The sequence below is a fragment of the Kitasatospora sp. NPDC057198 genome (genome assembly GCF_042670125.1).
Classification (GTDB): Bacteria; Actinomycetota; Actinomycetes; order Streptomycetales; family Streptomycetaceae; genus Kitasatospora.
This window is the reverse complement of sequence record NZ_JBHUWH010000058.1, coordinates 1-26,085: the sequence shown is the minus strand read 5'-3', so window position 1 is coordinate 26,085 and position 26,085 is coordinate 1. Positions and strand designations below refer to the sequence as shown.

Here is a 26,085-nt window from a genome sequence, read left to right as displayed (position 1 = left end):
GTTCTTCGGTCGTCACAACCCGAATGCTGGACACCCTTCCTGCATGTCCGAAGCAGAACCAGCAAAACCAGCTGACTTCGGAACTACTCGTCTAGTGGTTCCGAAGCAGCGGCTCGCCAAGGCGATCGCCCCACCAGTCGCGGCGTGCGCCCAGTCTCCGGCCGGATTGAGTCGGCGATGCTCCCCCCGCACTAGGCCGCGTTTCTTAATTGATCTTGTGGTGGGTCAGTGCTCCTCGGCTCGCAGCCACAGGATCAGCGAGGCGAGGACGACGCCGGTCCGGTAGTGGTTGGCCAGTTTGTCGAACCTGGTTGCCACTGCCCGGAATTGCTTCAGCTTGGCGAAGCAGCGTTCGACGATGTTCCGCCCCTGGTAGGCGGTCTTGTCGAAGGCCGGCGGTCGCCCGCCGCGGCTTGCGCGGTGGGCACGGCCGGCGATCCGGTCCCGGCGTTCGGGGGTGGTCGCCTTGATCCGTCGGCGCCGCAGCAGGCGGCGGATCTTGCGGGAGGAGTACGCCTTGTCGGCCACGACCCGCTCGGGCCCGGTCCTCGGCCGCCCGGCTCCGACACGCGGGACGCGAATCGCGTCGAGGACGGCGGCCAGCATCGTGCAGTCGGCCGTGTTGCCCGTGCTCAGCACGATCGACAGCGGCAGGCCCCGGCCGTCGACTCCCAGGTGGATCTTGGTCGTCAGGCCGCCCCGGGACCTGCCGAGCGCCTCGCGGCACGCAACTGCTGCCGGATCATCCGATTCATCCTCGGGCCGATCCCCTTTCTGCGCGCCCCAGCCGCGTGCCAGTGGGCCCGCGCGGCCGTGGACTCGATCGACACCGTCCACTCCATGGCCCCCACCACGTCGCTGCGGACCTGAACCTCCCGCAGGAGCGCGGCCCAGGTCCCGTCCTTCTCCCACCGGGCGAAGCGCCGGTAGACGGTCTGCCACGGACCGTAGCGTTCGGGCAGATCACGCCACGGGGCGCCCGTGCGCAACCGCCACAGCACCCCGTTCACCACCTGCCGGTGATCCCGCCAAGGACGCCCGGCACCGTCCCGCTGCGGCAGCAACGGCTCAATCCCAGCCCACACAGCATCCGTTGTCTCTCCACGACCCACTACAAGATCAATTATGAGAAACGGCCTAGGGATGGCATGAAGTTGGGGCAGGATGATCAGTGGTGGGGCGAGGATCAGGGACGGTCAGTGGCCCCGTGACACCGAGGACTCAAGGACAGGGAAATGTGCATGGTGACAGCATTCGGGCTGTTCGATGGGTTCGAGGCTCATCGGACTCCGAACGATGACAACTATAGTGCAGTCCTTGCAAAGGGATTGGTGGTGCTGGACACCAACGTCCTCCTTGATCTATATCGGATGAATGCGCGGGTTCGGAAGGACATGCTCAAGGTCCTTAAGGCTATTGAGGACCGTATCTGGATTCCGCACCAGGTCGTCATGGAGTTCTGGCGGAATCGCCAAAGTGAGGACCTCGTCGGGTATCACGACCGTAGGGCTGATTCTACGAAGAAGGACCTGCAAGATTCAGTCCTCAAGGCCCGCCGCACAATAGAGGAGTGGATCAAACAGGTCCACATTGAGGACGGCAGTGAAGAAGCTCTCGCGCTGCATAGGCAGCTGGAGAGGTCGAGCGAGAACTTCAAGGTGCTGCAGGGTATGCTTGACGCCCAGGCCGAGCGTGACCGAGTTCCTGGTATCCGCGATACTAACACCGATCCGGTGATCAAGTTTCTAGAGGATCTATTCACAGGGCGCGTCGGGGCTCCTTATGATGAGGCGAGGCACCGGGAACTGGTGACTGAAGCCAGGCGCAGGGGTGATCTCAAGATCCCTCCGGGCTATAAGGACTTTGAGTCAGGCAAGAAGGGCGACATCGAGGCGGCGGGCGATTATCTCGTCTGGCAGCAGCTGCTGGATGAGGTTTCGGAACGGAAAACAGACGTCCTCTTCGTGACCCGCGACATCAAAGAAGACTGGTGGCGTGCTGCTTCTACCAGAGCCATCCGCATGCCGCGTACAGAGCTGGTTGACGAATTGAGGAGCGTGACTGGCCGGCGACTCTTCATGGTCGAGCCCAGTCTTTTGATGCAACAGGTGATTCGCGTCTTTGGACTTGGCGAAAAGACGGACAGCAAGTCGGTGGCTGCATTGCAGCAGTTCGAGTCGGCTGAGGCCACGGCGGAGGCGATTCGCCGCTCCAATTCGAAGATTCGCTATCGGCTGGCTCAGCTTCCAGGCGGGAGAAGTGGCGATTACTTTGAGATTATCTTGGTTATGGCCAAACTAGTGGCAGTGAATCCCCGGATGGGCGACTGCCTGCAGAAGTTTATGGAGGAGTTCCAGAGCGTCACGCTTGAACCGGAAGCGCGCAGGCGCTTGATGAACTTGGTTTCCCTTGGCCTAGCCGTAATAGAAGGGGACCAGGTGCATCTAACTGATGCTGGCGAGACGTACGTCAGGAACTACGATCGAGAACTGCTGGCCAACTTGTTCATAGAAAGAATCGAAGGGGCGTCCGAGGCTCGGGAGTTGTTGCGCGAGGGGGTGCCGGTAAGCGGTCTTCGGGTCCTATTGGCTGAGCACCCCGCGCTGGACCTGAGTGCCACTCAGAGTGACCTGCTCTTGCGTTGGATGGAGAGGTTGGGTGTCCTAATCTGACCAGCAATTTCCCTGAAGTTTCATCCGAGCTGGGGGTCAATGGGATGCAGGTTCAAACCCTGTTGTCCCCACTGTGAAGTCGGTTGTGGGAGCCGGTACTTGGGAGACCAGGTGCCGGCTCTTTCTGTTGCTGTGTCAGGTTGTGGTCGCATGGTGGTGGCTGGGCCGCATGGGCCGGTCGTCGGTGGGGTCGTCGAGGGCGGTGGCCGTGCGGTGGGAGAGGGCGACCCAGGTCCTGCTGTGCGGGGTTTTGGGTGTGGTGAGGAGGAGTTGGTTGTTGTCGATGGCGGAGAGGGTGTGGCGGACGAAGAGGGCGCCTTCGTTCTGGTGGATGTCGTCCCCGCGGAGGGCGAGTGCTTCGCCTTTGCGCAGGCCGGTGTCGATCATGAGTTTGGTGAGGTCGGCATAGAGGGAGGCGGTGGCGCGGGTGAAGCGTAGGAAGCGGACGGTCTGGGCTTCGGTCCGCAGGTGTCGGGGTGCGGAGGCGGGGCGTGGCAGGAGTGGGGGTTTGGCGGCGTTGCGGGTCGGGCGGTTGTTGTTGACGGCGCTCGAAAGGGCGCTGGAGAGGGTGGCCGTGATGCGGTGGACGGTGACCTTGCCGCGGTCGGAGTGGAGTGCGTAGGCGTGCAGGTGCTGCCGGTTCAGGTCGGCCAGGGGGTGTCGCCGGGGGCGGGGATGAGGTCGTTTTCGACGTGGTCGCGGTAGTGGGTCATGGTGGTGGGCTTGAGGTGCAGGACCTTCTTGTCGAGCCACTGGTGCAGGTAGTCGGTGGTCTTCTGCCGCGGGTCGGTGACGAAGCCGAGGGCGAGGGTTTGGTGGAACTGCCGTAGGGCGATGTGCGCTTCGACCTCGTCGGTGAAGCCGGCGCGGCGCAGGGTGCGTCTGCGGCGAACGCCCAGCTGTCGTGGTCGGGATCGGCCGGACGGGGGCAGTAGGTGCCGAGCTGGCGGTGGTTGGCGTCGCGGCAACCGGTGTCCAGGACGGTGGCGGTGATGGCGAGGATGCGGGTGCGGGCGTCGTCCTGGCCAGGGCGGGTGGCGTGTTCGAGGTGGCTGAGGAGGATGTTGCGGGAGTGGGCGGTGACCGCCGGTCGGAGCACGGTCTGTGGCAGGTCGCCTTCGGGGAGGGTGAGCGGAAGGCCCGCGTGGGTGGCGAGGATGCGCGGGCAGTTCTTGCGGACGCGCATGGAGGCGGGGGAGGGTTGTTCGGGTCGGGTGGCGGTGAGGGAGCGAGCGGTGGTGTGCAACTCACCTGCGGTCCAGCGCAGTTGCATGGAGCGGGAGGCGTCGGTGGGTGGTCGGTGGGTGCGGTCGACCACGGTGTCCAGGGCCTCGATGGAGGGCGCCCCTGCCGCTGGGGTGCCCGCCATGGGGTCCCTGGCGTTGGGAGCGGAGGGTGCGATCGGGTGCGTCCCATGGGTGGCTCCCGTGCGGAGCCCTGTCGAAAATATGCTTAATAACTGGTCTGGGGCACGATCGGGTGCCCGAGGGCGGCACGGTGGTACCCACCTCGGCTCGCTCGCCTCGTTTGGTGGTGACCGTCCTTCGGCAGCTGGTAGGGGGCCAGCCCGGTACCGTGCGGTGGTGGTCGCGGCTAAGCACGGCGGCGCCGCAGTTCACGCAGACGTTCCGTGCCCTGGTCCCGGAGCAGCCCGCCAAGCGGGGCGAGCGGGCCAACTCCCCGTTGGTCAGGAAGATCAGGGGAGCTCGGTACGCGCTCCAGTACTCCGAGGACAGCGCCTCTAGGGCGTCGCGCATGCGATCCGGGCCTTCGGGTTGAGCCAGCCGACACCGAACACCGGGGAGGTCACCGGGTCGGCGGTGGAGTCGTTCGGGGCGATGTGGGAGCGGGTTGAGGCGGTGGTGCCTCGGCGCGAGCCGGCTGCCGTGATCGCCGTGCTGTTCGAACTGGCGCCGCCGTCGGGCTCCGGTGCGGACGAAGCGTGGCGGGCTGTGCCGGTCAGTCGGTTCGGCGTCCTCGGATCCGTTCTCGACGCCCCGGTCCTCTTCAACGCCCGGTGGTACGTGGATGCCGTCTCGCCCGGCTCCGCGCCGACGGCTGCGACGTCCGGGGCGAGGGCGTCGCCCGCCTCTCCCCGGGTGGCCGGCATCACGTCAACCTGCTTGGCCGGTACTCCTTTCGGCTCCCCGACCTGCCCGGCGGCCTGCGGCCTCTGCGTGGCAAGGACGCGCCCCCGAGGCCGAACAGGGGCACCAGCAGTCACGGCATCGGCCCCGAACCGCAAAGAGTTCTTTGCGAAGAACTCTTTGCGAAGAACTCTTTGCGGACTATGGTGTCCCGCATGAGTGATGCTGTGGAGGGGCCGGACGGCCCGAACGCGGGAGAGGACTCGGTCGTTCTGGATGCCAAGGGGCTGCGTGCCCTGGCGCATCCGGTTCGTGTGCAGGTGGTCGGGCTGCTGCGGAAGTACGGCCCGTCGACGGCCACCCGCCTCGCGGAGCGGCTGGGCGTGAACTCCGGTACGGCCAGCTACCACCTCCGGCAGCTCGGGGCGGCCGGCTTCGTCGAGGAGGACACCGAACGGGGCAACGCGCGGGAGCGTTGGTGGCGTTCGGTGCACCGGACGATCTGGTTCAACGATCCGGAGCTGGCCGAACGGGAGCCCGAGGCCGCACTGGCCTATCAGCAGTCCGTCGCCGCCCTCTACACCCTGCGCACGCAGCAGGCCCTGAACGGGCTTCAGACGATGCCGCGCGCATGGCGGAACACCTTCGACATGAGCGACTGGGCCCTGCGGCTCACGCCGGAGGAAGCCGGTGACCTGTACCGGGAGCTGGCGGACGTCATCGCGCGCTACCGGCGCGACACACCGGAGACGGCGGCAAGCGCCCCCGCGGGAGCCGAACGGGTCGCCGTCATCACGCAGATCCTGCCCGAACCGGACGTGCCCGCCGCGCCGCCGATTCCTTCCGACCCCCAGCACAAGGAGGGGGACCCGACGTCATGACCGAGGACGCCTCCAAGGCCGGCGGCACACCCGGCAAGAAGTCCTTACGGCCGCTGGGCGGGGTGCTGGCGGCCATGGCCGTGTCGCTGACCGGAACCCGGATCTCCGTCGTGGCACTGCCCTGGTTCGTCCTCGCCACGACCGGCAGCGCCACCCGGACCGGACTGGTCGCCTTCTGCGAGATGGCCCCCTACGTACTGGTCAAGGCGTTCACCGGACCGCTGGTGGACCGGATCGGCCCCCGGGCCGTCTCCTGGACCACCGACCTGGCCAGCGCGACCGCCGCCGCCGCGGTTCCCCTGCTCCACGCCCCGGGCCTGCTCTCCTTCCCCCTTCTGCTGGTCCTCGTCGCGCTGATCGGCGCGGCCCGGGGGCCCGGCGACCTGGCCAAGGAGGTGATGGTCCCGGAGGCGGCCGAGCGGAGCCGGGTGCCGCTGGAACGGGCCACCGGTCTGTCCGGCGTGGTCCAGCGGCTCGCCTCCACCGTCGGCCTGGCGGCCGGCGGGGCCCTGGTGGCAGTGCTCGGCCCCCTGACCGGCCTCGCCGTCAACGCAGGCTGCTTCGCCCTCGGATCGGTGATCATCAGACTCGCCCTGCCCCGCGGCACGGGGCATGCCGTCGAGGAAGCCCCTTCCCGCACCGGGGAGGCGGAACCGGGCTACTGGCAGCGATTCGGCGAAGGCTGCACCTTCCTGCGCGGCGAGCCGCTCCTGCTCACCGTCATCGTCATGGTCGGCATCACCAACCTGCTGGACGCGGCGTTCGCCTCGGTGCTCGTACCCGTCTGGGCCAGGGGGTCGGGCAACGGGCCGGCCGCGATCGGCCTGATGGGCAGCGTCATGGGGGCCGCGGCGGCAGGCGGGAGCTTGATCGCCGCGATGGTCGCGCACCGGCTGCGGCGGCGAACGGTGGTTCTCGCCGGGTTCCTGCTGGCCGGGGCGCCGAGGTTCCTGATCCTCGCCTTCGACACCCCGATGTGGGCGGTACTGGCCGTCTTCGCGATCAGCGGGTTCGGCACCGGCTTCGTCAACCCGGTGCTGGGGGCCGTCCTCGTCGAGCGGGTCCCGCGCCGGATGCTGGGCCGGGTCAACGCGCTCGGCGACTCACTGTCCTGGGCCGGCATCCCCCTCGGCGGACTGCTCGCCGGGGCGGCGGTGACCGCCGTCGGACTCGTACCGGTGCTGCTCGTCGGCGGCAGCGCGTACTTCCTCACCACGAACCTGGCCGGACTGCGGCCGGAATGGCGCCAGATGGACCGTACGCGGGGGGCGGCGCGCCGCAACCAGGAAGACGTCCCACGGGAGAGTGCGAACGTAGCGGCGTAAGGGCGCGGGCCTGCCCGTACGAGAGCCGGGCGAACCCGGTGTCCGGGCAGACGTCGCGCGGGCTGGCGACCTTGCCGGGGCCGCGGCGGCGGGCGCACTGCGCAGAGCAGCCTGATCCGACAGGGCAAGTTCGATGGGGCAAGTTCGGTGGGGCGATGAAGACGGGCATCGACGGGATCCGCCGTGTCCGCGGCACGAAGTACGACGCCGCGACCGAGGAGACGGCCGACTCCCTGCCGTACACCGCGGAGTTCCAGAAGCACTTCGGCGCCAACGGCTGGAAGGTCCGCGCCTGCCTCCTACCATGACCGGCATGGACATCGACCTCGACCCGCCCCGCGGGATCACCGGTTTCCCCCTGGGCATGCCGGCCGCCGCGCTCAAGGAAGCGGCGGCCGGGCTGGGAGCCGTCAAGGTGCAGGACGAGGGTTCGGCGGACCGGTTCCGGTACATGAAGGTGCTCGCCCTGCACCCGCAGTTCGAGATCGTCTTCCACCTTGAGGACGGCAGGAGCCTCACCGGCGCGGAGGTGTGGATCCCCCGGCCCGGTCCGGAGCGGATCACGGTCCGGTTCCGCGGCGTCGACGTCTTCCGCACCCCCGCCCTCCACCTGCTGGACCAGTTGGAGGCGATGGGCCTCGCCGTCCTCCGGGAGCCCGACCACGCCTGCGTACCCGGGTTGTCCCTCGGCTTCACCCGTACCGCCGGCCACGACGTCCCCCTCGACGCGGACGGTGGACCGCTCCACTTCCAGGCGGTTCTGACCGGCCCGACAGGCTATTACGACTACAAGCTCAAGACCGCCTGAGCTTAGCGCTGTCGGGGGCGAGGGTGCTGGTTTCGGGGCCGTGCTTCCTTCGCCCGGGAATTCGTCCGGGAGTCCTCGTGCTGCTCCGCGCGGTCCGCCCGAATCGATATCGGCCTCCGGGGGTATTCGAATCATCGGCGACGATTCGGTGTGCGGAATTCGGAAAGCTTGCGGAAATCCTTTCCGGGGGCGGCTTCCCGCTGCGGCCGGGGTGTCCTGTCAATACTCGGTGCGGGATCAGTGGCGAAAGGTTTTCGGAAACGCGCCGGTGACAGGGAAGCGCCTTTTCTCCTAATCTCCAACCGTCGAGAAGCGCCGTCCGGGGCGCTTCCGCGCCGCGCCGTTCTGGGGCGGAGGCGTCGCCCATGGGTTCGCCGGTCTCTGTGCTGCCCGCACGCAGACGGCAGCCGGGTGCGGCGCTCGTGGTACCGGAGACAGAGGAGCCGCAATTGACGAGAAGGCGGACGCGCAGATTGCGGGCCGGGGGCACCGCGTCAGGCGCGGGCGTCGTACTTGCCGCCACTTCCGTGCCGGCTGCGTCGGCGTACCGGCCGAGCGCGGCGAATCTGTACGCGGCGCGGAATCCGGCCTCGTGCAACAAGTGCCCGTGTGTTCTCTGACCGAAGTCGGCGCAGCTTCCCGGCCGCCGGATCGTGGCGGGTTTCGAGAACAGCCGGATCCTGGACCACCGAACCTGGAACGGCCGGGCATGACCACCGTCGCCCCCACTGACCCACCCACCCACCCACCGGAGGACCTTCCATGTCCGCACTCCGCACCTCCCCCCTGCCCGGGCGGCTGCGACGCTGGTCGCTGTCCGCGGGCACCGTCGTGGCGCTGATCGCCGGCGTGCTGGTCGGCGGCACCCGGACCTCGCAGGCAGCCGACTCGCTGCCCTGCGACCTGTACGCCGCGGGCGGCACCCCGTGCGTGGCGGCGCACAGCACCACCCGCGCGCTGTACTCGGCCTACAGCGGCCCGCTCTACCGGGTGCGGCGCGCCTCGGACGGTACGACGAAGGACATCGGCGTGCTCGGCGCGGGCGGCTACGCGGACGCGGCCGCACAGGACGCCTTCTGCGCCGGCACCAACTGCCTCATCACGCTCATCCACGACCAGTCCGGGCGCGGCAACGACCTGAACTCCGCCCCCACCGGCTACTGGCCGGGGCCCGGCCCCGACCGGACGGACAACCTGGCCGACGCCACCGCCGCACCCGTCACCGTCGGGGGCCACAAGGCGTACGGCGTCTTCGTCGCGCCGGGCACCGGCTACCGCGACAACCGCACCAACGGCGTCGCCACCGGCGACGACCCCGAGGGCATGTACGCCGTCCTCGACGGCACCCACTCCGACAAGGGCTGCTGCTTCGACTACGGCAACGCCGAGACGACCGGCAACGACGACGGCAACGGCACCATGGAGGCCGTCTACTTCGGCACCAGCAGGACGTGGGGCTCGGGAGCCGGCAGCGGCCCCTGGATCATGGCGGACCTGGAGAACGGCCTGTTCTCCGGCGTGAACCGGGGGTACAACGCCGGGGACCCGACCATCGACCACCGCTTCACCACCGCGACCCTCAAGGGCGGGCCCGACCACTGGGCGATCCGCGGCGGCAACGCCGAGTCCGGTGGCCTGTCCACCTTCTACGACGGGGTACGGCCCGACGCCGCCGGCTACGACCCCATGAAGAAGCAGGGCGCCATCGTCCTCGGCATCGGCGGCGACAACAGCAACGCCTCCGCCGGGACCTTCTACGAAGGCGTCATGACGTCCGGCTACCCCTCGGACAGCACCGAGGACGCCGTCCAGGCCGACATCAACTCGGTGGGCTACACGGTGTGGTCGAGCGGGCTCGTGCCCGGGGCCAGGATCTCCCTCAAGGCGACGACCGCGTGCTGCACGGGCCACTACCTGCGGCACGACGCCGCGGACAGCGACGTGGTGATCTCCCCGGTCTCCTCGTCCTCCGCCGGCGCCGACAGGGCGAACGCCACGTGGATCGTCCGGGCCGGGCTCGCCGACAGCGCCTGCGTGTCCTTCGAATCGGCCGACAACGCGGGGCAGTTCCTGCGGCACGCCGCCTTCGAGCTGCGGCTGAACGCCGACGACGGCAGCCGGCTGTTCGCCAGGGACGCGACGTTCTGCCCGCACCCGGGGAACAACGGGCAGGGCCTGTCCTTCCCGTCCCTCGGCTATCCGGAGAAGGAGATCCGGCACTTCGAGTACACCGGCTACCTCGCCGGGGACGGCGGGTCCAACACCTGGGACAGCAAGAACTACTGGTACCAGGACACCACTTGGCTGGTCGCCTCCCCCTTGAGCTGACGTTCGGCCGGTCCCGGCAGCGGCACGGGCGCCGAAGACAGGTCTTCGGCGCCCGCGTCGAGGGGGGCGCTACGCCCGGGACCACTGCTGGTCGGTGCTGCCGAGCGGGGAGGACAGCTGGACGCGCGAGCCGTTGGCCGTCGCGCTGTCGAGGACGTCGATCACCAGTCCGTTGGAGAGGTTGGCCACCGAGCCGTCCACGCGCACCTGCCACTGCTGGCTGGTCCTGCCGTTGCAGGGCCACAGGATGACCTTGGTGCCGGGGGCGGTGCCGTCCGCGTTCGCGGCGAGGCATTGGCCGGCCACCCGCAGCTCGCCCGCCGCGGTTTGGGTGATCGCCTGGTTGGCGTTGCCGGAGCAGTCCCAGATCTGCACCTGGACGCCGCTCCGGCCGTCGGGCACGTCCAGGCAGCGGCCGGAGCCGCCGTTCTTCAGGGTGAAGGGGGCGTCGGTCGGCAGGGGCTCGCGCACGGGCAGCCACTCCTGGGCGTCGTCCGCCGAGGCGTTCGCGGAGGAGTCGATCGCGGCCTCCACGTCGACGGCCGCGCCCGCGCCGGTGCCGGTCATGTACAGGCTGCTGTTGTTGACGGAGCTGAGCCGGTAGTAGCCGCCGCTGGTGGCGGTGAGGGTCCACTGCTTGTCCGTGGCGCCGTCGTCGACCCACTGGGCGAGCTGCTGCCCGGTCGTGGCGGTGCCGCCCCAGATGCCGGCCGCCCGGCCGCCGGCCTTGTTGAGGAGCGTGATCCTGCCGCCCTTGTCGGTCAGGTGCCAGCGCTGCGTGTCGTCACCGGCGTTCACCGGGGCGGTGACGAGGTCCGGGGCGCCGCCGGTGAGATCCGCGTCCTGGGTCCTACCGCCCTGCGGGGCGAGGGCCTGGCCGGTCCTGCGGTTGACCAGGGTGTAGTAGGCGCCGGCGGAGCGTCCGAGGTCGACCTCGCCGTACCTGACCGGTCCGGTGCTTCCCCCGCCCCAGGACGCCTGGAGGATCAGCATCCGTCCGGTGCCCTCGACGGGTTGCAGGTTGCGGCTGTACCCGCCGGGGACGGGCGTCCGGTACTCCTTCCACTCGCCCGTGCTGCGACCGGACTCGTTCACCCAGACGTTGCCGCTGCCGTTGGCGTTGTAGGCGATCCGCCCGTCGGGCAGCGCCGACAGGACGGGGCTGCCGCCGGTCGCGAGCCAGTGGCCGCCGGCGGGGACGGGCAGGGCGGAGACCGGCGCGTCGGGGGCGGCGAAGAACTTCCGGGGGTCGTCGGCCAACCGGTAGCGGATGTTCGAGCCTCCGCCCCAGTACTCGTACGTCAGCAGGAACTTGCCGTCGGTGGTCGGGGCGATCGTGGTCATGCCGGGGCGGCCGCCGCCGATCAGCGTCCCGCCGCCGGACGCCACCGCCCTGCCGGGGACGTCGACCACCGGGGCGCTCCACGCCGCGCCGGTGCCGTCCCAGGTCCGGTGGGAGAGGATCTGCAGGCGCGGGTCGGCGGCGGTGTCGTTGGCGGGGTCGAGGGCCGGCACGCCGGTGGCGGGGTCGTAGCCGGTGTACTCGTTCTCGTCGGAGTAGTAGGCGATCAGCTTGCCGCCCCGGGCGTACAGGTAGGGCTCCCAGACCGGGTCCTGCTGCTGGTGGGTGTTGGCCGCCGAGAAGGTGCCGCCCTGCCAGCCGCCGGCGGCGACGATGTTCTGGAAGCTCCAGTTCGCGCCCTCGTCGGTGCTGGCGTACAGGGCGATCGAGACGTCCTTGCGGTCGCCGTTCCCGGTGGGCTGCCAGTTGGGGTCGGCGGCCCTGCGCTCCCGGTAGTAGTAGTCGTCGCCGGAGACGACGCTGGCCAGCAGCAGGGTGCCGGCCTTGAGCGCGCCGACGTCCTGGGGCAGGACGTACAGGTACGGGTTGGTCCAGTTGCTGGTGTACCCGGCGTACGCCGGGTCGCCGGACAGGTACGCGGGCGCCTTGACGTCGGTCAGCTTCTGCCACGTGGTGCCGTCGTCGTCGCTCTTGTACAGGGGCAGCGTCTGCCCCACGGGAGCGCCCTGGCTGTTCTCGAACGCCGCCACGATCCGGCCGCTCGGCAGCTGCGCCGACTTCGGGTAGAGGACGCAGGGCTGCTTGTTGCAGCTCGGGTTCTGCACCGTGTACAGGTCGGCCGGGCCGGGCTGGTACGCCGACGCGCTCGGGGCGACGGCCAGCGAGAGCGACACTCCGACGGCCGCGACCGCTGCGACGGCCTTCACCGGCTTGAAGGGATTTCTCAACTGCGGCTCCTCCATGGGGGCGTCCGGCGCGGCCGCGCCACGAGGGCGTGCCGCACCGGACGGAATGAGGGGTGGTGCCAGGCAGGGCGGACTCTGCGGGCCGTCACGGGGCGGGGTGGCCCGGCGGCATCCTCTGGCGTTGGAAAGTATCGGGAGGTTGCGTCCGGGTGTCACTGCCCCGACCTCGAAACCCTTTCGCGGGTGCGCCTTTCCCCGGCGTTGACGCCGCAGGAACGCGCGAGGTAGTCCGCGGTCGGTTTCCTCGACGCCCCGACGCGGTTCGACGTGCCCGGAAGGCCGGGGGCGCGGGAGGCGACCGCGCTACGAAAGACTTTCGCTCCCCGGGCGCCGGAGAACGCCTTTCAGCCTTGCCCCGTCCGGCGCGCGTCGCATAGCTTGCGGCTCAGTCCCGAGCGGCCGAGCGGCCGAGCAGGCTGGCAGGTCGAGTGGGCCGAGCGGGCCGAGCGGCTGAGTGGGCCGGCGGGCCGGGCGGGTCGGTGACGGGAACGAGGCAGGAGCGGATGGCACGGAGAGCCGAGCACCACTCCGGGCGGTACGGACTCCTGACCGAGGTCGCCGCGAAGGCCGGGGTCTCACTCAGCACCGTCTCCAAGGTCGTCCACCGCCGCCGCGACGTCGGTGCGGAGACCCGCGCCCGGGTCGAGGAACTCCTGCAGCAGCACGGGTTCGTCCGCTACGACCTGGCGGACCCGAACCGGCCCCGCCAGGTGGTGGCCGTCTTCCGCGACCTGAGCGGCCCCTACACCCTGGAGGTGACCCGGGGGATCGTGGGCGCGGCGGAGGCGATGGGCCTGCAGCTGGTGGTCGGCACGACCGCCAACCGTTCGATCGCCCAGTGGTTCGAGCAGTGCGAGCGGATCTCCGCGGTCGGGCTGATCATCGTGATCTCGATGCTCTCCGACGACGACCAGCGCCGGATCGTCGAGCAGGGCCTGCCGGTGGTCCTGATCGACCCGCTCAGCGCACCGGCCGCGCCCGTCCCCAGCGTCGGCGTGACCAACTGGAACGGCGCCCGCGAGGCGGTCCAGCACCTGGTCGGACTGGGGCACGTCAGGATCGCCATGGTGGCGGGGCGCTCGCACTCGCTGGCCGGGGCCGCGCGCCTGCACGGCTACCACGCGGCCCTCGACGAGGCCGGCCTCCCGTTCGACGCGGCCCTGGTCCGGGCGACGGACTTCGACCACGAGGAGGCCCTGGTCGTCACCCGGCGGCTGCTCCAGCTCCCCGATCCGCCGACCGCGGTGTTCGCGGCCAGCGACGCCCAGGCGATGGGCGTGCTGGAGGCCGCCCGGCAGCACGGCCTGGACGTCCCGGACGACCTGACCGTCATGTCCTTCGACGACACGCTGGTCGCCGCGATGGCGACCCCGCCGCTCAGCGCCGTGCGCCAGCCCTTCCAGGAACTCGGCCACGAGGCGACGCGGGTCCTGGTGCAACTGTCGGAGGGCAACCCGCCGGCGTCCGCCAGGATCGAGCTGGCGACCGAACTGGTCCTGCGGGCCTCCACGGCACCGCCCAGGAGGACCTGACGGCCCGTCGGCCGGGCACGGGGCGCCGGGGCCCGTCGGCGGGACGGGACGCCGGGGTCCGTCGGCGAGGTGGGACGCCGTCGGTGTCCGCGACGGCGTTGGCGTCCGCGACGGCGTTGGCGTCCGCGACGGCGCTGAACGCGTGCCCGGCGTGCGGGGCGGGCCGCATTTCGAAGCCCCCCGGGGAAAACGGGGGAAAGGCCGGCGGGCGCCAATTCGCGGCAGTGCCCGCGGCAGAAAGTCCGTGAAGCCCCCGGAGGCATGTCAAGCGCCGTGGCCCGCCGATGCGCCCCGCAGCGAAAGTCTTTCGTAACCCGGGGTTTTCCCGGCCTTGTCCGGTGGATGTCGGCCGTGCCAGTCTGCGGTTATCGAGGCGGAGCCAAGGGCTTTCCGATCGAAAGACTTTCGCACCTCCCGCGCCGTTTCGGCGCCCATTCCCCCTCCAGAGATGAGAGCACCTTCGCCATGCACAGAATTCAGCGCCCGAGAAGCCGGCGGGCCGCCGCTTCCCTCGCCCTCGCCGTCTGCACCGCGCTCGTCCTGTCGGCCTGCGGCACCTCCGGCCCCTCCGCCTCCGGCGGCTCGAAGGACGGCCTCACCATGTGGGCACTGAGCGACCAGACGATCCTCAAGGAGTCGGTCGACGCGTACAACAAGGACCACCCGGACGAGAAGATCACCCTGCGGCTGTTCGCCAACGACGACTACAAGCAGAAGCTGCGGGTCGCCTTCGGCGCCGGCCAGGCCCCGGACATCTTCTTCAACTGGGGCGGCGGGGCCCTCGAGGACTACGTCGAGGCCGGCAAGGTCACCGAGCTCAACCCGCTGGAGGTCGGCTCCGAGCGCTACACCCCGAGCGTGATGCGGAGCGCCACGTTCAAGGGCCAGATCTACGGCGTGCCGGCCAACGGCCTCGCCCCGGTCGTCCTCTACTACAACAAGAAGGTGCTGGCCGACGCCGGTGTCCAACCCCCGACCTCCTACGACGAGTTGAAGTCCGCCGTCGCCAAGCTCAAGGCGAAGGGCGTCACGCCCGTCTCGCTGGCGGCCAACTCCAAGTGGCCGACGCTGATGTGGGAGGAGTACCTGGTCGACCGGGTCGGCGGGCCCGAGGTCTTCGCCAAGGCCAACGCCGGCCTCGACGGCGCCTGGGCCGACCCGGCGTTCACCGGGGCCAACCAGTACCTGCAGGAGCTCTCCGCCTCCGGCGCGTTCGGCGACAACGCCTCCTCGGTCAGCTACGACCAGGGCGCCTCCACGGCCCTGGTGTACACCGGCAAGGCGGCCATGGAGCTCATGGGCACCTGGGAGTACGCCAACTTCGCCAAGGCGGCACCGGACTTCGTCAAGAACGACCTCGGGTACACCGCCTTCCCCGCCGTTCCCGGAGGTGCGGGCGACGCCAAGAACATCGTCGGCAACCCCTCAAACTTCCTCTCGGTGAACGCGGCCACCACCCACAAGGCCGCCGTGATGTCGTACCTGAAGGACTACGTCCTCAACGACGCGCAGATCGACTCCTACCTCGCCGCCGGCAGCGTGCCCCCGGTGACCGGCCTGGACGCCAAGCTGGCCGCCACCACCTCGTCCGACAAGGCGTGGCTGCAGTTCGTCTACAAGCTGGTGCAGGACTCCCCGAGCTTCCAGCTCTCCTGGGACCAGGCGCTGCCCTCCGAGGAGGCCGACCCGCTGCTGACCAACGTCGACAAGTCGTTCCTGCGGCAGATCACGCCCGAGCAGTTCGGCCAGAACATGGGCAAGAAGTGACGGCCGCAACGGCCGGCACCACCCCGCCGGCCGCGTCCCGCCGGGCGCGGCCGGTCCCGCCCCGCCGGGGGCGCCGGGGGAGTGGTGCGGTCATGGCCGCCCCCGCCCTGCTGATCTTCGGACTGTTCGGATTCGTCCCGCTGGCCGGCGTCGTCGTGCTGAGCTTCACCGAGTGGGACGGCCTCGGCGCGATCCGCGCCGCCGGCCTCACCAACTGGAGCGGCGTCCTCGGCGACCCCGCCACCTGGGACGCCCTGTGGCTGACCGTCAAGGTCATGGCGATCAGCTGGCTCGTCCAGACCCCGATCGCCCTCGCCCTCGGCGTCTTCCAGGCCCCGTCCGGCCGGTGGCGGGCCTTCTTCTCGGTGCTGTTCTTCCTGCCGCTGCTGCTGTCCGCCGTCGCCGTCGGCCTGACCTGGCAGGCCCTGCTGGACCCCTCGTTCGGCATCGGCGCGACCCCCGGCCTGCACTGGCTGGCCCGGCCGCTGCTCGGCTCGCCCGACCTGGCCCTCTACACCGTCGTCTTCGTGATCGCCTGGCAGTTCGTGCCCTTCCACGCCCTGCTCTACCAGGCGGGCCTGCGGCAGATCCCGGTGTCGCTGTACGAGGCCGCGGCGATCGACGGCGCCGGCCCGGTGACCCGCTTCCTGCGGATCACCCTGCCGCAGCTGAAGTACACCCTCGTCACCTCCAGCACGCTGATGCTGGTCGGGTCGCTGACCTACTTCGACCTGATCTTCGTCCTGTCCGGCGGCACCGGCGGGCCCGGCACCGCCACCCGCGTGCTGCCCCTGGCCATGTACATCACGGGCTTCCAGGCCCACGACATGGGCCGCGCCAGCGCCGTCGCCACCGTCCTCGTGCTGATCGGCCTCGGACTGTCGCTGCTCACCACCCGGCTGTCGGGCTTCACCCGCATGGACAGCCAGCAGGAGGGCATGTGAACACCACCGCAGCCGCACCCGCGGCCTCCCGCGCCCGCCGGAGGCCCGGTCGGCCTCCCGCCGCCCGTGCGGTCGCCGCCCTGCGGCGCCTGGTCACCGGCGGGGCCGTGCTCTTCTGGACCGCCCTCGTCGTCGTCCCCGTGTACTGGGTGGTGGTCACCAGCCTGCGCACCCGGGCCGAGTTCGTCACCAGCAGCCCGCTGTCCGTCCCGGGCAGCCCGACCCTCGACAACTACAGGACGGTGCTGGACAGCGGGTTCACCACGTACCTGCTCAACAGCGTCCTGGTGACCGCGGCCACCGTCGTGCTCACGATCGCGGCGGCGCTGATGGTCTCCTTCGCGATCGTCCGGCACGGCGGCCGCCGGTCGCGCACGGTCTTCCGGCTGTTCCTGCTCGGCCTGGCGATCCCGCTCCAGGCGGTGATCATCCCGGTCTACCTGCTGATCATCCGCCTGCAGCTGTACGACAGCCTCGCGGCGATCGTCCTGCCGTCGGTGGCGTTCGCGCTGCCGATCACGGTGATGATCCTGGTCAGCTTCCTGCGGGACGTCCCGGGCTCGCTCTTCGAGGCGATGATCGTCGACGGCGCCGGGGACTGGCGGATGCTGTGGTCGCTCGCCGTGCCGCTGGCCCGGCCCGCGCTGATGACCGTCGCCGTCTACGACGCCCTCCAGGTGTGGAACGCGTTCCTCTTCCCGCTCATCCTCACCCAGAGCGAGGACAAGTCCGTCCTGCCGCTCGCCCTGACCCTCTACCGCGGGCAGTTCGGCATCGACGTGCCCTCGACGATGGCCGCCGTGGTGCTCTCCACGCTGCCCGTGTTCGTGGTCTTCGTGCTCGCCCGGCGCCAGCTCGTCGCGGGCCTCACCGCCGGGTTCTCGAAGTGACCCCGGCCGCCTGAACGCCGCCCCGGCCGCCTGAACGCCGCCCCGGCCGCCTGAACGCCGCCCCGGCCGTGCCCGCGCCCCGGCCGCGCCCGCGCCCCGGGCGGCGGCCGGCCCGCTCCCCCCTCCCGGCCCGGGGGCCGTACCGCGACGCCGCCGAACCCGCCACCGGTACCCCCTGCGCCACGCATCCCAAGGAATCGTTGATGACGACCACCACGCCGCACCAGGGCGGCCTCCCCACCGCAGGAGGCGACCGCCCCTGGGCCGACCCGACCCTGCCGACCGGCACGCGCGTCGAGGCCCTGCTCGCCGAGCTCACCACCGCCGAGAAGGTCGCCCAACTCTCCAGCGCCTGGGAGGACGTGGAGCCCTCCGGCCCCGAAGTCGCCCCCGGCACCAGCCTGTTCGGCAAGGTCGGCGACCTCGCCGACACCGCCGCCCACGGCCTGGGCCAGCTCACCCGCCCGTACGGGACGGTGCCGCGCCCCGCCGTCGAGCACGCCCGCCTGCTGGCCGAGCGCCAGCGCCAGGTCGTCGCCCAGCACCGGCTGGGCATCCCCGCCATGGCCCACGAGGAGTGCCTGACCGGGTTCACCACCTACGGCGCGACGATCTACCCCACCTCGCTGGGCATGGCCGCGACCTTCGACCCCGACCTGATCGGCCGCATCGGCCGGGCCATCGGGGCCGACCTCGCCGAGGCCGGCGTCCACCAGGGCCTCGCCCCGGTCGTCGACGTGATCCGCGACTACCGGTGGGGCCGCTGCGAGGAGACCTACGGCGAGGACCCGCACCTGGTCGGCGAGATCGCCCAGGCGTACGTCCTGGGCGTGCAGAGCCAGGGCGTGGTCGCCACCCTCAAGCACTTCGCCGGGTACTCCGCCTCCACCGGCGGGCGCAACCACGCCCCCGTGGCCGTCGGGCCGCGTGAGTTCGCCGACGTCGTCCTGCCGCCCTTCGAACGGCTGGTGGCCGCCGGGGTCGGCTCGGTGATGAACTCCTACGCCGAGATCGACGGCGAGGCCCCCGCCGCCAGCGAACGCCTGCTCACCGGCGTCCTGCGCGAGCAGTGGGGCTTCGAGGGCACGGTCGTCTCCGACTACTGGTCCCTGCCCTTCCTGGTCACCGCCCACCGGGTGGCCGCCGACCTCACCGCCGCCGGCCTGCTCGCCCTGCGGGCCGGCCTGGACGTCGAACTCCCCGACCAGCGCGGCTTCGGCCCGGCGCTGCTCGCCGCCGTCGAACGCGGCCAGGCGGACGGGGCCGACCTCGACCGCGCCGTGCGCCGGGTCCTGCGGCAGAAGATCGAAATCGGCCTGTGCGACCCCGACTGGGACCCCCGCCCGCCCGGCCTGCGCGCCGGCGCGATCGACCTCGACAAGCCCGCCAACCGCCTGCTCGCCCGCGAGGCCGCCCGCTCCGGCGCCGTCCTGCTGGCCAACGACGGGACGCTGCCGCTGCCGGCGGCCGGCCGGATCGCCGTGATCGGCCCGTGCGCCGACGACGTGCGCACCATGTTCGGCTGCTACAGCTTCCCCAACCACGTCCTCTCCCAGCGCGACGACCTCGGCAACGGCGTGGAGGCCCGCTCGCTGCGCGCCGCCCTCGCCGAGGAACTCCCGGACGTCACATGGGACTTCGCGCCCGGCTGCCCGATCCGCGAGACCGACCGCTCCGGCATCGCGGCAGCGGCCGGGGCCGCCGCCCGCGCGGAGCTCGCCGTCCTGGTGGTGGGCGACAAGCCCGGCATGTTCGGCATCGGCACCTCCGGGGAGGGCTGCGACGTCGAGGACCTGCGCCTGCCCGGCGTCCAGGAGGAACTCGTCGAAGCGGTGCTCGCCACCGGCACCCCCACCGTCCTGGTCGTCAACAGCGGCCGCCCGTACGCCGTCGGCAGGTTCCAGGACCGCGCCGCCGCGCTGGTGCAGGTCTTCCTGCCGGGCGAGGAGGGCGGCCCGGCGGTGGCCGAACTCCTCTCCGGCCGGGCGAACTTCAGCGGCAAGCTGCCCGTGCAGATCCCGCGCACCGACGGCGGCCAGCCGTACACCTACCTGCACCCGCCGCTCGCCGACCGGCAGAGCGCCCTGTCCAACCTCGACCCCACGCCCGCGTTCCCGTTCGGGCACGGCCTGTCCTACACCTCCTTCGAGGTCGCCGACCTGACGCTCGACCGGGAGCGGGTGCCCACCGACGGCCGCTTCACCGCCTCCCTGCGGGTGCGCAACACCGGCGCCCGGCGCGGCGCCGAGACCGTGCAGCTCTACGCCGTCGACCCGGTCGCCCAGGTCACCCGGCCCGTGCGCGCCCTGCTGGCCTTCGCCAAGGTCGACCTGGCCCCCGGCGAACAGGCCGCGGTGCGCTTCGACGTCCACACCGACCGGCTGGCCTTCACCGGCCTGGACGGGCGGATCGTCGAACCGGGCGAGATCGCCCTGCACGCGGGCACCTCCAGCGCGGACACCCCGCTGCGGGCCTCGCTCCACCTCACCGGCGAGCAGCGGGACGCGACCGTCCTGCAGCACTTCGGCGTCCCCACCACGGTGGAGCGCTCCGCGGAGCGGTAGGGGGACCGTGCCTCCCGGACGGGGCGGTGCTGCCGGCGACGGCGGCGCCGCCCCTTTTCCGTCCCGGCCGCTTTTCCGGCCCCTTTTCGGTCCCCGCCCCGGGACCCCGCCCCGGGGCATCCCCGCACGTCGGAGACCCTGCCGTCGGGCACACTGTGAGGGGAGCACCGGAAACGGGCCGACGGGCCCGGGGGACGAGGGCAGGCAGCGAGTGGCAGCGCAGCGCAGGGCCGCCGAAACGGGACGGCACGGCCTGCTGGCCGCCATCGCCGCGGAGGCGGGCGTGTCGGCGGCGACGGTCTCCAAGGTGGTCCACCGGCGCCCCGACGTCGGCGCGGCCACCCGGGCCCGGGTGGAGGAGCTGCTGACCCGCCACGGCTTCGTCCGGCCGGGGGAGCGGCCCCCCGACGCGCCCCGGCAGATCGCCGTGGTCTTCCGCGACCTCCTCAGCCCCTACACCCTGGAGGTCGCCCGCGGCATCACCGACGCCGCCGACGACCTCGGCGCCACCGTGCTCCTCGGCACGACCGGACGGCGCTCGATCTCCCGCTGGCTGGCGGAGTGCGAGACGGCCGGCGCCGACGGGCTGATCGTCGTCATCTCGATGCTGTCCGCCGAGGACCGGCGCCGCAGCGCCGAACAGGGGCTCCCCGTCGTCCTGGTGGACCCGCTCGGCGAACCGCCGCCGGGCGTCCCCGGCATCGGGGTCACCGACGAACGCGGGGCCCGGCAGGCCGTCGAGCATCTGCTCGACCTCGGGCACCGGCGGATCGCCGTGGTCGCGGGCCGCTCGCACTCCCTGGCCGGCGCCGCCCGCCTGCGCGGCTACCGGGCCGCCCTGGAGGGCGCGGCCGTCGCGTACGACCCGGCGCTGGTCCGCGCCACCGACTTCGACCACGCCGAGGCGCTGGCCGCCGCCCGCTCGCTGCTGCGCTCCGCCGCACCGCCGACCGCGGTCTTCGCGACCAGCGACGTGCAGGCGCTCGGCGTCCTGGAGGCCGCCCGCCTGGAGGGGCGGCGGGTCCCGGACGACCTGTCGGTGGTGTCCTTCGACGACACCCCGGCGGCGTCGACGGCCTCCCCGCCGCTGAGCGCGGTGCGCCAGCCCTTCGAACGGATCGGCCGGGCGGCCGTACAGACCGTGCTGGACCTCGCCGACGGCCGCCCGACGGCGCCCGGCCGGATCGAGCTGCCGACGGAGCTGGTGCTGCGCGCCTCCACCGCCCCGGCCGGCGGGGCGTCCGGGTAGCCGAGGGGGCCGACCCGGGAAGCACCCGCTGCGGTGTCCGGCCCCGCCTCCGGCGGGTACCGGGGGCGGCCGCCCGGAGTCGTGGCCCCGGGGGTGCGCAGGTCCGCGGGTAGGCTGCCGTCCATGAGCATGTGCGGGGCCGTCGAGCAGGTCGTCCGGGAGGCGCAGCGCCAGTTGGTGGACGGTGGTTGGGATCCGGCCCCGGCGGATCTGGTCCTCGTGCGGGAGACGGCGTCGGCTCTCGCCGCGGCGGTCGGGCCGGCGCACGTGCAGGAGGGACTGGCCCGGATCGACCGGCTCGCGGGCTTGCGCGAAGCCATGGCCGCCCTGGCGGTGACGGTGGCGCGTACCCACGGCCACCTCGCCTGGTTCCTGGCCCAGTGCAGCAGCGAACTGGCTCCGGTCCTGCACTGGCGCGCGCTGGAGGCGCCCGACGGCAGGAGCTTCGGCGCCGTCCTGCCCACCGAGGAGGAGTTCGTCGACGCGGAGGAAGCGGTGCGGCGCCTGGAGGTCATGCTCGGCCGCGTCGGCCTCGGCGGCTGACCGGGACGGACCGCGGACGCGCGGAGGAGACCACCGCCCTGCACGGCGCAGAGAGCGGGCTCGGGGCGGGGGGCGGGGGAGGCCGGTTGCCGGGTGGGGCGCGCCGTCAGCGTTCGGCGGCGCAGGCTTCGGCGGCTGCCAGGTAGCGGGCCACCGGCCCCAGGGTCAGCAATCCGCTGGCCGCGCCCGCGTGTTCGGTGCGGGCGGGGCGCAGGGCGGTTGCGGCGCGGGCGGCGGTGCGGGGGTCGTCGAGGCGGGTGGCGGCGTGGGCGGTCAGGCACCAGAGGGCCTCCTGGAGGTGGTCGCGGGGTGGGTCGGGTGCCGCGGCGAGGGCGGCGCGGGCCTCTTGCGGGCGCTGGTGGGCGAGCAGCACCAGGGGTCGGGTCCAGGGGCGGTAGGGGCCCCAGTCGAGGGCGGGGTCGGTGGGGGCGGGCCGGTCGTGCAGCAGGCGCAGGCCGAGCAGGGCGAGGGCGAACAGGCCGCGGTGCAGGCCCGGCATGGCCGCTGTCGCGGCGAGGGCGTCCTCGGCGGCGCGGTAGCGGGCCGCGGCGTCGGCGGCGCCGGGCCCGCCGGGTTCGGTGCTGCGGGTGGCGGCGGTCCGGGCCCGGAACCAGGCGGTGAGGACGGGGACGAGGGATGCCTCGGTGGTGGCGGCGAGTCGTTCGGCGGCTTCGGCGTGCGCGGTGGCGGCGTCGAGGTCGCCGAGGGCGGAGGCGGACTGCAGGCGGACGAAGTGGCCGAGTACGGCGAAGTTCGGCAGGTCGTGCCGGGTGGCGAGGTCGAGGATCTCGGCGCCGACCGCGTCCCGGGCGGGGGCGAGCCCGGGGCGGGTGAAGGTGTGGAGGAGGACGCCGTTGAGGGCGAAGGCGAGCAGGGCGGGGTCGTCCAGGCCGCGGGCCAGTGTCTCGGCCCGGCGGGCGGCGCGGGCGGCGTGTGCTTCGGCGGCGGGGCCGGCCAGGTCGGCGCTGCGGCTCTCGACGGCGACGGTGGCGAGCAGGCGGGCGCGCAGGGCGGCGGGGCCGGTCGGGCCGAGGGCGGTGAGGGTGCGTTCGGCGGCTTCGACGACGGCACGGGACTGTTCGGGGTCGTCGGCCCGGCTCCAGAGGGCGGGTACGTCGTAGGCGCCGATGACGCGGGCGGTCAGGGTGGCGTCCCCGGTGCGTTCGGCGGCCCGGACGGCGGCGAGGCGGTCGCGTCGCGAGTGGACCAGGGCGTCGCCGCCGGCCAGGGCCAGGGTGCGGGCCAGTTCCACGGTGGTGCGCGGGCCGAGCCGGGTGCCGGCGGTCCAGGTGGGGTCGGGGGGTCGGGGCGGGGCCGGCGGGGTGCCCCGGAGGATGTCGCTCTCCAGGCGGCGGAGGTCGGTGCCGGGGTCGAGGCCGAGGCGGTCGGCGAGCATGGTGCGGGCGCGGCGGAGGGTGGCCAGGGCGTCCGCCTGGCGGCCGGCCCGGTGCAGGGCGCGGGCCAGCAGGCCCCAGGCGGGTTCGCGCCAGGGGTGTTCGGTGACGTGGGCGCCGAGTGCGGCGACGAGTTCGGCGCCCGAGCCGGCGTCGAGCAGGAGGCGGGCGCGCAGTTCCGTGGCTTCCAGGCGCAGTTCCTCCAGCCTGGCGCGTTCGCGTTCGGCCCAGGCGGAGGCGGAGGTGGTGACGTCGGCGTAGGCCGGGCCGCGCCAGGCGGCGAGGGCCGCGTCGAGGCCGGCCAGTGCGTCGGGGGCGGCCTCCGGTGCGTCGGGGTCGGCCGGTGCGTGGGGGGCGGCCGGGCCGCGGGGGGTGGGCCGGGCGCGGGCCAGGGCGTCCTCGAAGCGGTGGACGTCGACGGCTTCGCGCGGCAGGCGCAGGGCGTAGCCGGGGCCTTCGGTGACCAGGAGGCGGGGCGGGGTGCGGGGCGGCCGTTCGGGTTCGAGGGCGCGGCGCAGTGCGGCGACGAAGGTGCGCAGGGCGCCGACGGCGCGGGCGGGCGGGTCGGTCCACAGGTCGTCGACGAGGGTGTCGGTGGCGACCATCCGGCCGTCGGCGGCGACGAGCCGGGCGAGTACTTCGCGGTGGCGGGGCCCGCCCAGGTCGACGGGGGTGCCGTCGTCGTGGAGGGCCCGGACGGCGCCGAGCACGTCGATTCGCATGTCCTCCATCTTCCGGGTCCGGGGGCCGTGGCGTCGGCGCGCGCTGATCGGTTGCTGATCGGTGCCGTCCACGCTGGTCGCACCAGTTGCCGGGCCGGTCCTCCGGCCGGTCCGCCGATCCCCCCGGAAGGGGTTTCCCATGACGCCCACCGTTCCCGGTTTCGACCTCGTGCGCCTGCCCGGCGGGGACGGGGTGGAGTTGGCCGCCGCCGTCGGCGGCAGCGGCAGCCCGGTCGTGCTGCTGCACGGCTTCCCGCAGACCCATCTGATGTGGCGGCACGTCGCCGTCCGGCTCGCCGAGCGGCACACGGTGGTCTGCCCCGACCTGCGCGGCTACGGCGCCAGTGACAAGCCGGCGGCCACCGGCCCCGAGGTGTACTCCAAGCGGGCCATGGCCGCGGACGTGGTCGCGCTGGCGGCGGCGCTCGGGCACGAGCGGTTCGCCCTGGTCGGGCACGACCGGGGCGCGCTGGTGGCCTTCCGGGCCGGTCTGGACCATCCGGAGGCGGTGACCCACCTGGGCATCCTCGACGTGGTGCCGACGCTGGACATGTGGGACGTGCTGCGCGGTGTCCCGGCGGCGGTCGGCTACCACCTCTTCCTGATGGCGCAGCCGCCGGGGCTGCCGGAGACGATGATCGCCAACAGTGCGGACGCGTTCTTCGGTTCGTTCCTCGACGCCTGGGCGAACGATCCGGCCGCGCTGCCGCCGCAGGTGCGGGCCGCGTACCTGCGGGCGAGCGCGGCGGCGGTGCCGTCGATCGTGGCGGACTACCGGGCTTCGGCGGGGATCGACGTCGCCCACGACCGGGCGGACCTGGACGCCGGGTCGCAGTTGGCGATGCCGGTGACGGTGGTCCAGCAGGACTGGGGCGCCCGGTTGGGCTACGACGCCGCCGGGGTGTGGCGGGCCTGGGCCCCGGACCTGGAGCACCGGCTGACCGGGGCCGGGCACTTCATGGCGGAGGAGGCGCCGGAGGAGATCACGGGGATGATCCGCGACCTGCTGCTGCGCTGAACCCCCCGGCGTCGGGGCGTTCCCGCCGGATCCGCTGGCCGCGGCCGTTCAGGAGGCGGGAGGGGGCCGGGCCGGGCGGGCGCCGGCGGGGAAGCGGTCGGGCGGGCGGCCGCCGGGTGAGCGCCGCCCCGCCGGTGTGACAGGATTCCGGTCCGTGACCATCCGACTGCTGATCGCGGACGACCAGGAGATGGTCCGCCGCGGAATGCGGCGGATCCTCGAGAACCAGCCGGACATGGCGGTGGTCGGCGAAGCGGCGGACGGCGTGGCCGCGGTCGAGGCGGCGCGCCTGCTCCGGCCCGACGTGGCGCTGGTGGACATCCGGATGCCGCGGATGGACGGCCTCGAGGTGGTCCGCCGACTCGCCGGCCCCGCCGCGGCGCACCCGACCAGGGTCGTCGTCGTCACCACCTTCGACCTCGACGAGTACGTGTACCCGGCGCTGCGCCACGGCGCGTCCGGCTTCCTGCTCAAGCGCTCGGGCCCGGCCCTGCTGGTCGAGGCCGTGCGGGCCGCGGTCGTCGGGGACAGCCTGATCAGCCCGTCCGTCACGGTGCGACTGCTCAGGCACGTCACCGGCCCGCCGCCCGGCGGCCCGGCCCTGGTCGAGCCGCTCACCGCGCGGGAGGCGGAGATCGCCGGGAAGGTCGCCGAGGGGAAGACCAACGCCGACATCGCCGGGGAGCTGTTCATCTCGGCCGGCACGGTGAAGACCCACGTGGCGAGCATCCAGCGCAAGCTGGGCGTCCGGAACCGGGTCGGGATCGCCGTGCGCGCCTTCGAGACGGGGTACGCGCCCGCCCACCGCCCGGCAGGCCCGTGACGGGTCGTCACCCGCCCGACGGCACACCGCCCGACGGCACACCGCCCGACGGCACACCGCCCGACGGCACAACGCCCGACGGCACACCGCCCGGCCGCGCTGCGTAGGCTCGGCCCCGTGAGGACCGGACCGAAGCCCGACAGCCGTCGCCGCCGCGTCCTGTGCGCGGCGGCGGTCGCCCTGGTCGCCGCCCCGGCGCCGCTCGGCCCGCCGGCCGCGCTGCTGGTGGCGGCCGTCGCCGCACTGGCGGTGGCGGCGGCGGTGCTGCGC

General features: G+C 72.4%; 20 protein-coding genes and 1 pseudogene. 16 read left to right on the top strand and 5 right to left on the bottom strand.

Annotation, left to right across the window (positions count from 1 at the left end):
- Positions 1-225: 225 nt before the first annotated feature.
- Positions 226-1,112, bottom strand: a protein-coding gene (locus ACFUEL_RS10030) for an IS5 family transposase (RefSeq protein ID WP_380235588.1) whose coding sequence is annotated in 2 segments (ribosomal slippage) — positions 226-779 and positions 779-1,112 — 888 coding nt in all. Because the reading frame shifts where the segments join, the coding sequence is not laid out codon by codon here.
- A 129-nt stretch (positions 1,113-1,241) separates the two neighbouring features.
- On the opposite strand from ACFUEL_RS10030, the gene ACFUEL_RS10025 reads away from it, so the two are divergent.
- Positions 1,242-2,672 (top strand): PIN-like domain-containing protein, encoded by a 1,431-nt coding sequence (locus ACFUEL_RS10025; protein WP_380235587.1) that lies wholly within the window; start codon positions 1,242-1,244, stop codon positions 2,670-2,672.
- A 135-nt stretch (positions 2,673-2,807) separates the two neighbouring features.
- Here ACFUEL_RS10025 and ACFUEL_RS10020 read toward each other — a convergent pair whose 3' ends face one another.
- Positions 2,808-3,059 (bottom strand): hypothetical protein, encoded by a 252-nt coding sequence (locus ACFUEL_RS10020; protein WP_380235586.1) that lies wholly within the window; start codon positions 3,057-3,059, stop codon positions 2,808-2,810.
- A 254-nt stretch (positions 3,060-3,313) separates the two neighbouring features.
- Positions 3,314-3,640, bottom strand: coding sequence for a hypothetical protein (locus ACFUEL_RS10015; protein ID WP_380235585.1), 327 nt, complete (start codon positions 3,638-3,640; stop codon positions 3,314-3,316).
- A gap of 996 nt (positions 3,641-4,636) precedes the next feature.
- On the opposite strand from ACFUEL_RS10015, the pseudogene ACFUEL_RS10010 reads away from it, so the two are divergent.
- From ACFUEL_RS10010 to ACFUEL_RS09985, 6 genes and pseudogenes are all read left to right on the top strand, one after another.
- A pseudogene (locus tag ACFUEL_RS10010) lies at positions 4,637-4,863 on the top strand (hypothetical protein); the annotation flags it as partial.
- A 111-nt stretch (positions 4,864-4,974) separates the two neighbouring features.
- Positions 4,975-5,640, top strand: coding sequence for an ArsR/SmtB family transcription factor (locus tag ACFUEL_RS10005; protein ID WP_380235589.1), 666 nt, complete (start codon positions 4,975-4,977; stop codon positions 5,638-5,640).
- Positions 5,637-6,965, top strand: a complete 1,329-nt coding sequence (locus ACFUEL_RS10000) for an MFS transporter (protein WP_380235584.1) — start codon at positions 5,637-5,639, stop codon at positions 6,963-6,965. The genes ACFUEL_RS10005 and ACFUEL_RS10000 overlap by 4 nt, the downstream gene beginning before the upstream one ends.
- A gap of 155 nt (positions 6,966-7,120) precedes the next feature.
- The gene (locus tag ACFUEL_RS09995; protein ID WP_380235583.1) at positions 7,121-7,273 is read left to right on the top strand and encodes a hypothetical protein; all 153 of its coding nucleotides are present in this window, start codon (positions 7,121-7,123) and stop codon (positions 7,271-7,273) included.
- 5 nt (positions 7,274-7,278) lie between these two features.
- Entirely contained in the window at positions 7,279-7,773 is a 495-nt protein-coding gene (locus ACFUEL_RS09990) for a hypothetical protein (RefSeq protein WP_380235582.1), read from the top strand.
- Positions 7,774-8,535: 762 nt separating this feature from the next.
- Positions 8,536-10,101 carry an alpha-L-arabinofuranosidase B gene (locus tag ACFUEL_RS09985; protein WP_380235581.1) on the top strand — a complete coding sequence of 522 codons (1,566 nt, stop codon included), beginning with the start codon at positions 8,536-8,538 and terminating at the stop codon, positions 10,099-10,101.
- A 69-nt stretch (positions 10,102-10,170) separates the two neighbouring features.
- On the opposite strand, the gene ACFUEL_RS09980 is transcribed toward ACFUEL_RS09985, so the two are convergent.
- Positions 10,171-12,366 carry an RICIN domain-containing protein gene (locus ACFUEL_RS09980; RefSeq protein WP_380235580.1) on the bottom strand — a complete coding sequence of 732 codons (2,196 nt, stop codon included), beginning with the start codon at positions 12,364-12,366 and terminating at the stop codon, positions 10,171-10,173.
- Between the two features lie 506 nt (positions 12,367-12,872).
- Here ACFUEL_RS09980 and ACFUEL_RS09975 point away from each other — a divergent pair.
- From ACFUEL_RS09975 to ACFUEL_RS09945, 7 genes are all read left to right on the top strand, one after another.
- On the top strand, positions 12,873-13,901 hold the full coding sequence (locus ACFUEL_RS09975; protein WP_380235579.1) for a LacI family DNA-binding transcriptional regulator: 1,029 nt from the start codon (positions 12,873-12,875) through the stop codon (positions 13,899-13,901).
- Between the two features lie 465 nt (positions 13,902-14,366).
- Positions 14,367-15,668, top strand: coding sequence for an ABC transporter substrate-binding protein (locus ACFUEL_RS09970; protein ID WP_380235578.1), 1,302 nt, complete (start codon positions 14,367-14,369; stop codon positions 15,666-15,668).
- 92 nt (positions 15,669-15,760) lie between these two features.
- Positions 15,761-16,612, top strand: a complete 852-nt coding sequence (locus tag ACFUEL_RS09965; RefSeq protein WP_380235577.1) for a carbohydrate ABC transporter permease — start codon at positions 15,761-15,763, stop codon at positions 16,610-16,612.
- Positions 16,609-17,502 (top strand): carbohydrate ABC transporter permease, encoded by an 894-nt coding sequence (locus ACFUEL_RS09960; protein ID WP_380235575.1) that lies wholly within the window; start codon positions 16,609-16,611, stop codon positions 17,500-17,502. Before ACFUEL_RS09965 ends, ACFUEL_RS09960 begins: the two co-directional genes overlap by 4 nt.
- A 203-nt stretch (positions 17,503-17,705) precedes the next feature.
- Positions 17,706-20,066 (top strand): glycoside hydrolase family 3 N-terminal domain-containing protein, encoded by a 2,361-nt coding sequence (locus tag ACFUEL_RS09955; protein ID WP_380235573.1) that lies wholly within the window; start codon positions 17,706-17,708, stop codon positions 20,064-20,066.
- A 211-nt stretch (positions 20,067-20,277) separates the two neighbouring features.
- Complete coding sequence (locus ACFUEL_RS09950; protein WP_380235572.1) at positions 20,278-21,315, top strand: LacI family DNA-binding transcriptional regulator; 1,038 nt, start codon at positions 20,278-20,280, stop codon at positions 21,313-21,315.
- A gap of 123 nt (positions 21,316-21,438) precedes the next feature.
- A complete protein-coding gene (locus ACFUEL_RS09945) occupies positions 21,439-21,858 on the top strand; it encodes a hypothetical protein (protein ID WP_380235571.1) in 420 nt (139 codons plus the stop codon).
- A 106-nt stretch (positions 21,859-21,964) separates the two neighbouring features.
- On the opposite strand, the gene ACFUEL_RS09940 is transcribed toward ACFUEL_RS09945, so the two are convergent.
- Positions 21,965-23,974: a BTAD domain-containing putative transcriptional regulator gene (locus ACFUEL_RS09940; protein ID WP_380235570.1), complete on the bottom strand. Its 2,010-nt coding sequence runs from the start codon at positions 23,972-23,974 to the stop codon at positions 21,965-21,967.
- Between the two features lie 139 nt (positions 23,975-24,113).
- Here ACFUEL_RS09940 and ACFUEL_RS09935 point away from each other — a divergent pair, with 139 nt between their 5' ends.
- Both ACFUEL_RS09935 and ACFUEL_RS09930 read left to right on the top strand, forming a co-directional pair.
- Complete coding sequence (locus ACFUEL_RS09935; protein WP_380235569.1) at positions 24,114-24,992, top strand: alpha/beta fold hydrolase; 879 nt, start codon at positions 24,114-24,116, stop codon at positions 24,990-24,992.
- Between the two features lie 154 nt (positions 24,993-25,146).
- Complete coding sequence (locus ACFUEL_RS09930) at positions 25,147-25,815, top strand: response regulator (RefSeq protein ID WP_380235568.1); 669 nt, start codon at positions 25,147-25,149, stop codon at positions 25,813-25,815.
- Positions 25,816-26,085: the final 270 nt, after the last annotated feature.

What these genes read in the sequence shown, in the direction of transcription:
- ACFUEL_RS10025 (WP_380235587.1), top strand. Translation starts at nt 1,242, where the DNA reads ATGGTGACAGCATTCGGGCTGTTCGATGGGTTCGAGGCTCATCGGACT.
- ACFUEL_RS10020 (WP_380235586.1), bottom strand. Translation starts at nt 3,059, where the DNA reads ATGATCGACACCGGCCTGCGCAAAGGCGAAGCACTCGCCCTCCGCGGG.
- ACFUEL_RS10005 (WP_380235589.1), top strand. Translation starts at nt 4,975, where the DNA reads ATGAGTGATGCTGTGGAGGGGCCGGACGGCCCGAACGCGGGAGAGGAC.
- ACFUEL_RS10000 (WP_380235584.1), top strand. Translation starts at nt 5,637, where the DNA reads ATGACCGAGGACGCCTCCAAGGCCGGCGGCACACCCGGCAAGAAGTCC.
- ACFUEL_RS09995 (WP_380235583.1), top strand. Translation starts at nt 7,121, where the DNA reads ATGAAGACGGGCATCGACGGGATCCGCCGTGTCCGCGGCACGAAGTAC.
- ACFUEL_RS09990 (WP_380235582.1), top strand. Translation starts at nt 7,279, where the DNA reads ATGGACATCGACCTCGACCCGCCCCGCGGGATCACCGGTTTCCCCCTG.
- ACFUEL_RS09985 (WP_380235581.1), top strand. Translation starts at nt 8,536, where the DNA reads ATGTCCGCACTCCGCACCTCCCCCCTGCCCGGGCGGCTGCGACGCTGG.
- ACFUEL_RS09980 (WP_380235580.1), bottom strand. Translation starts at nt 12,366, where the DNA reads ATGGAGGAGCCGCAGTTGAGAAATCCCTTCAAGCCGGTGAAGGCCGTC.
- ACFUEL_RS09975 (WP_380235579.1), top strand. Translation starts at nt 12,873, where the DNA reads ATGGCACGGAGAGCCGAGCACCACTCCGGGCGGTACGGACTCCTGACC.
- ACFUEL_RS09970 (WP_380235578.1), top strand. Translation starts at nt 14,367, where the DNA reads ATGCACAGAATTCAGCGCCCGAGAAGCCGGCGGGCCGCCGCTTCCCTC.
- ACFUEL_RS09965 (WP_380235577.1), top strand. Translation starts at nt 15,761, where the DNA reads ATGGCCGCCCCCGCCCTGCTGATCTTCGGACTGTTCGGATTCGTCCCG.
- ACFUEL_RS09955 (WP_380235573.1), top strand. Translation starts at nt 17,706, where the DNA reads ATGACGACCACCACGCCGCACCAGGGCGGCCTCCCCACCGCAGGAGGC.
- ACFUEL_RS09945 (WP_380235571.1), top strand. Translation starts at nt 21,439, where the DNA reads ATGAGCATGTGCGGGGCCGTCGAGCAGGTCGTCCGGGAGGCGCAGCGC.
- ACFUEL_RS09940 (WP_380235570.1), bottom strand. Translation starts at nt 23,974, where the DNA reads ATGCGAATCGACGTGCTCGGCGCCGTCCGGGCCCTCCACGACGACGGC.
- ACFUEL_RS09935 (WP_380235569.1), top strand. Translation starts at nt 24,114, where the DNA reads ATGACGCCCACCGTTCCCGGTTTCGACCTCGTGCGCCTGCCCGGCGGG.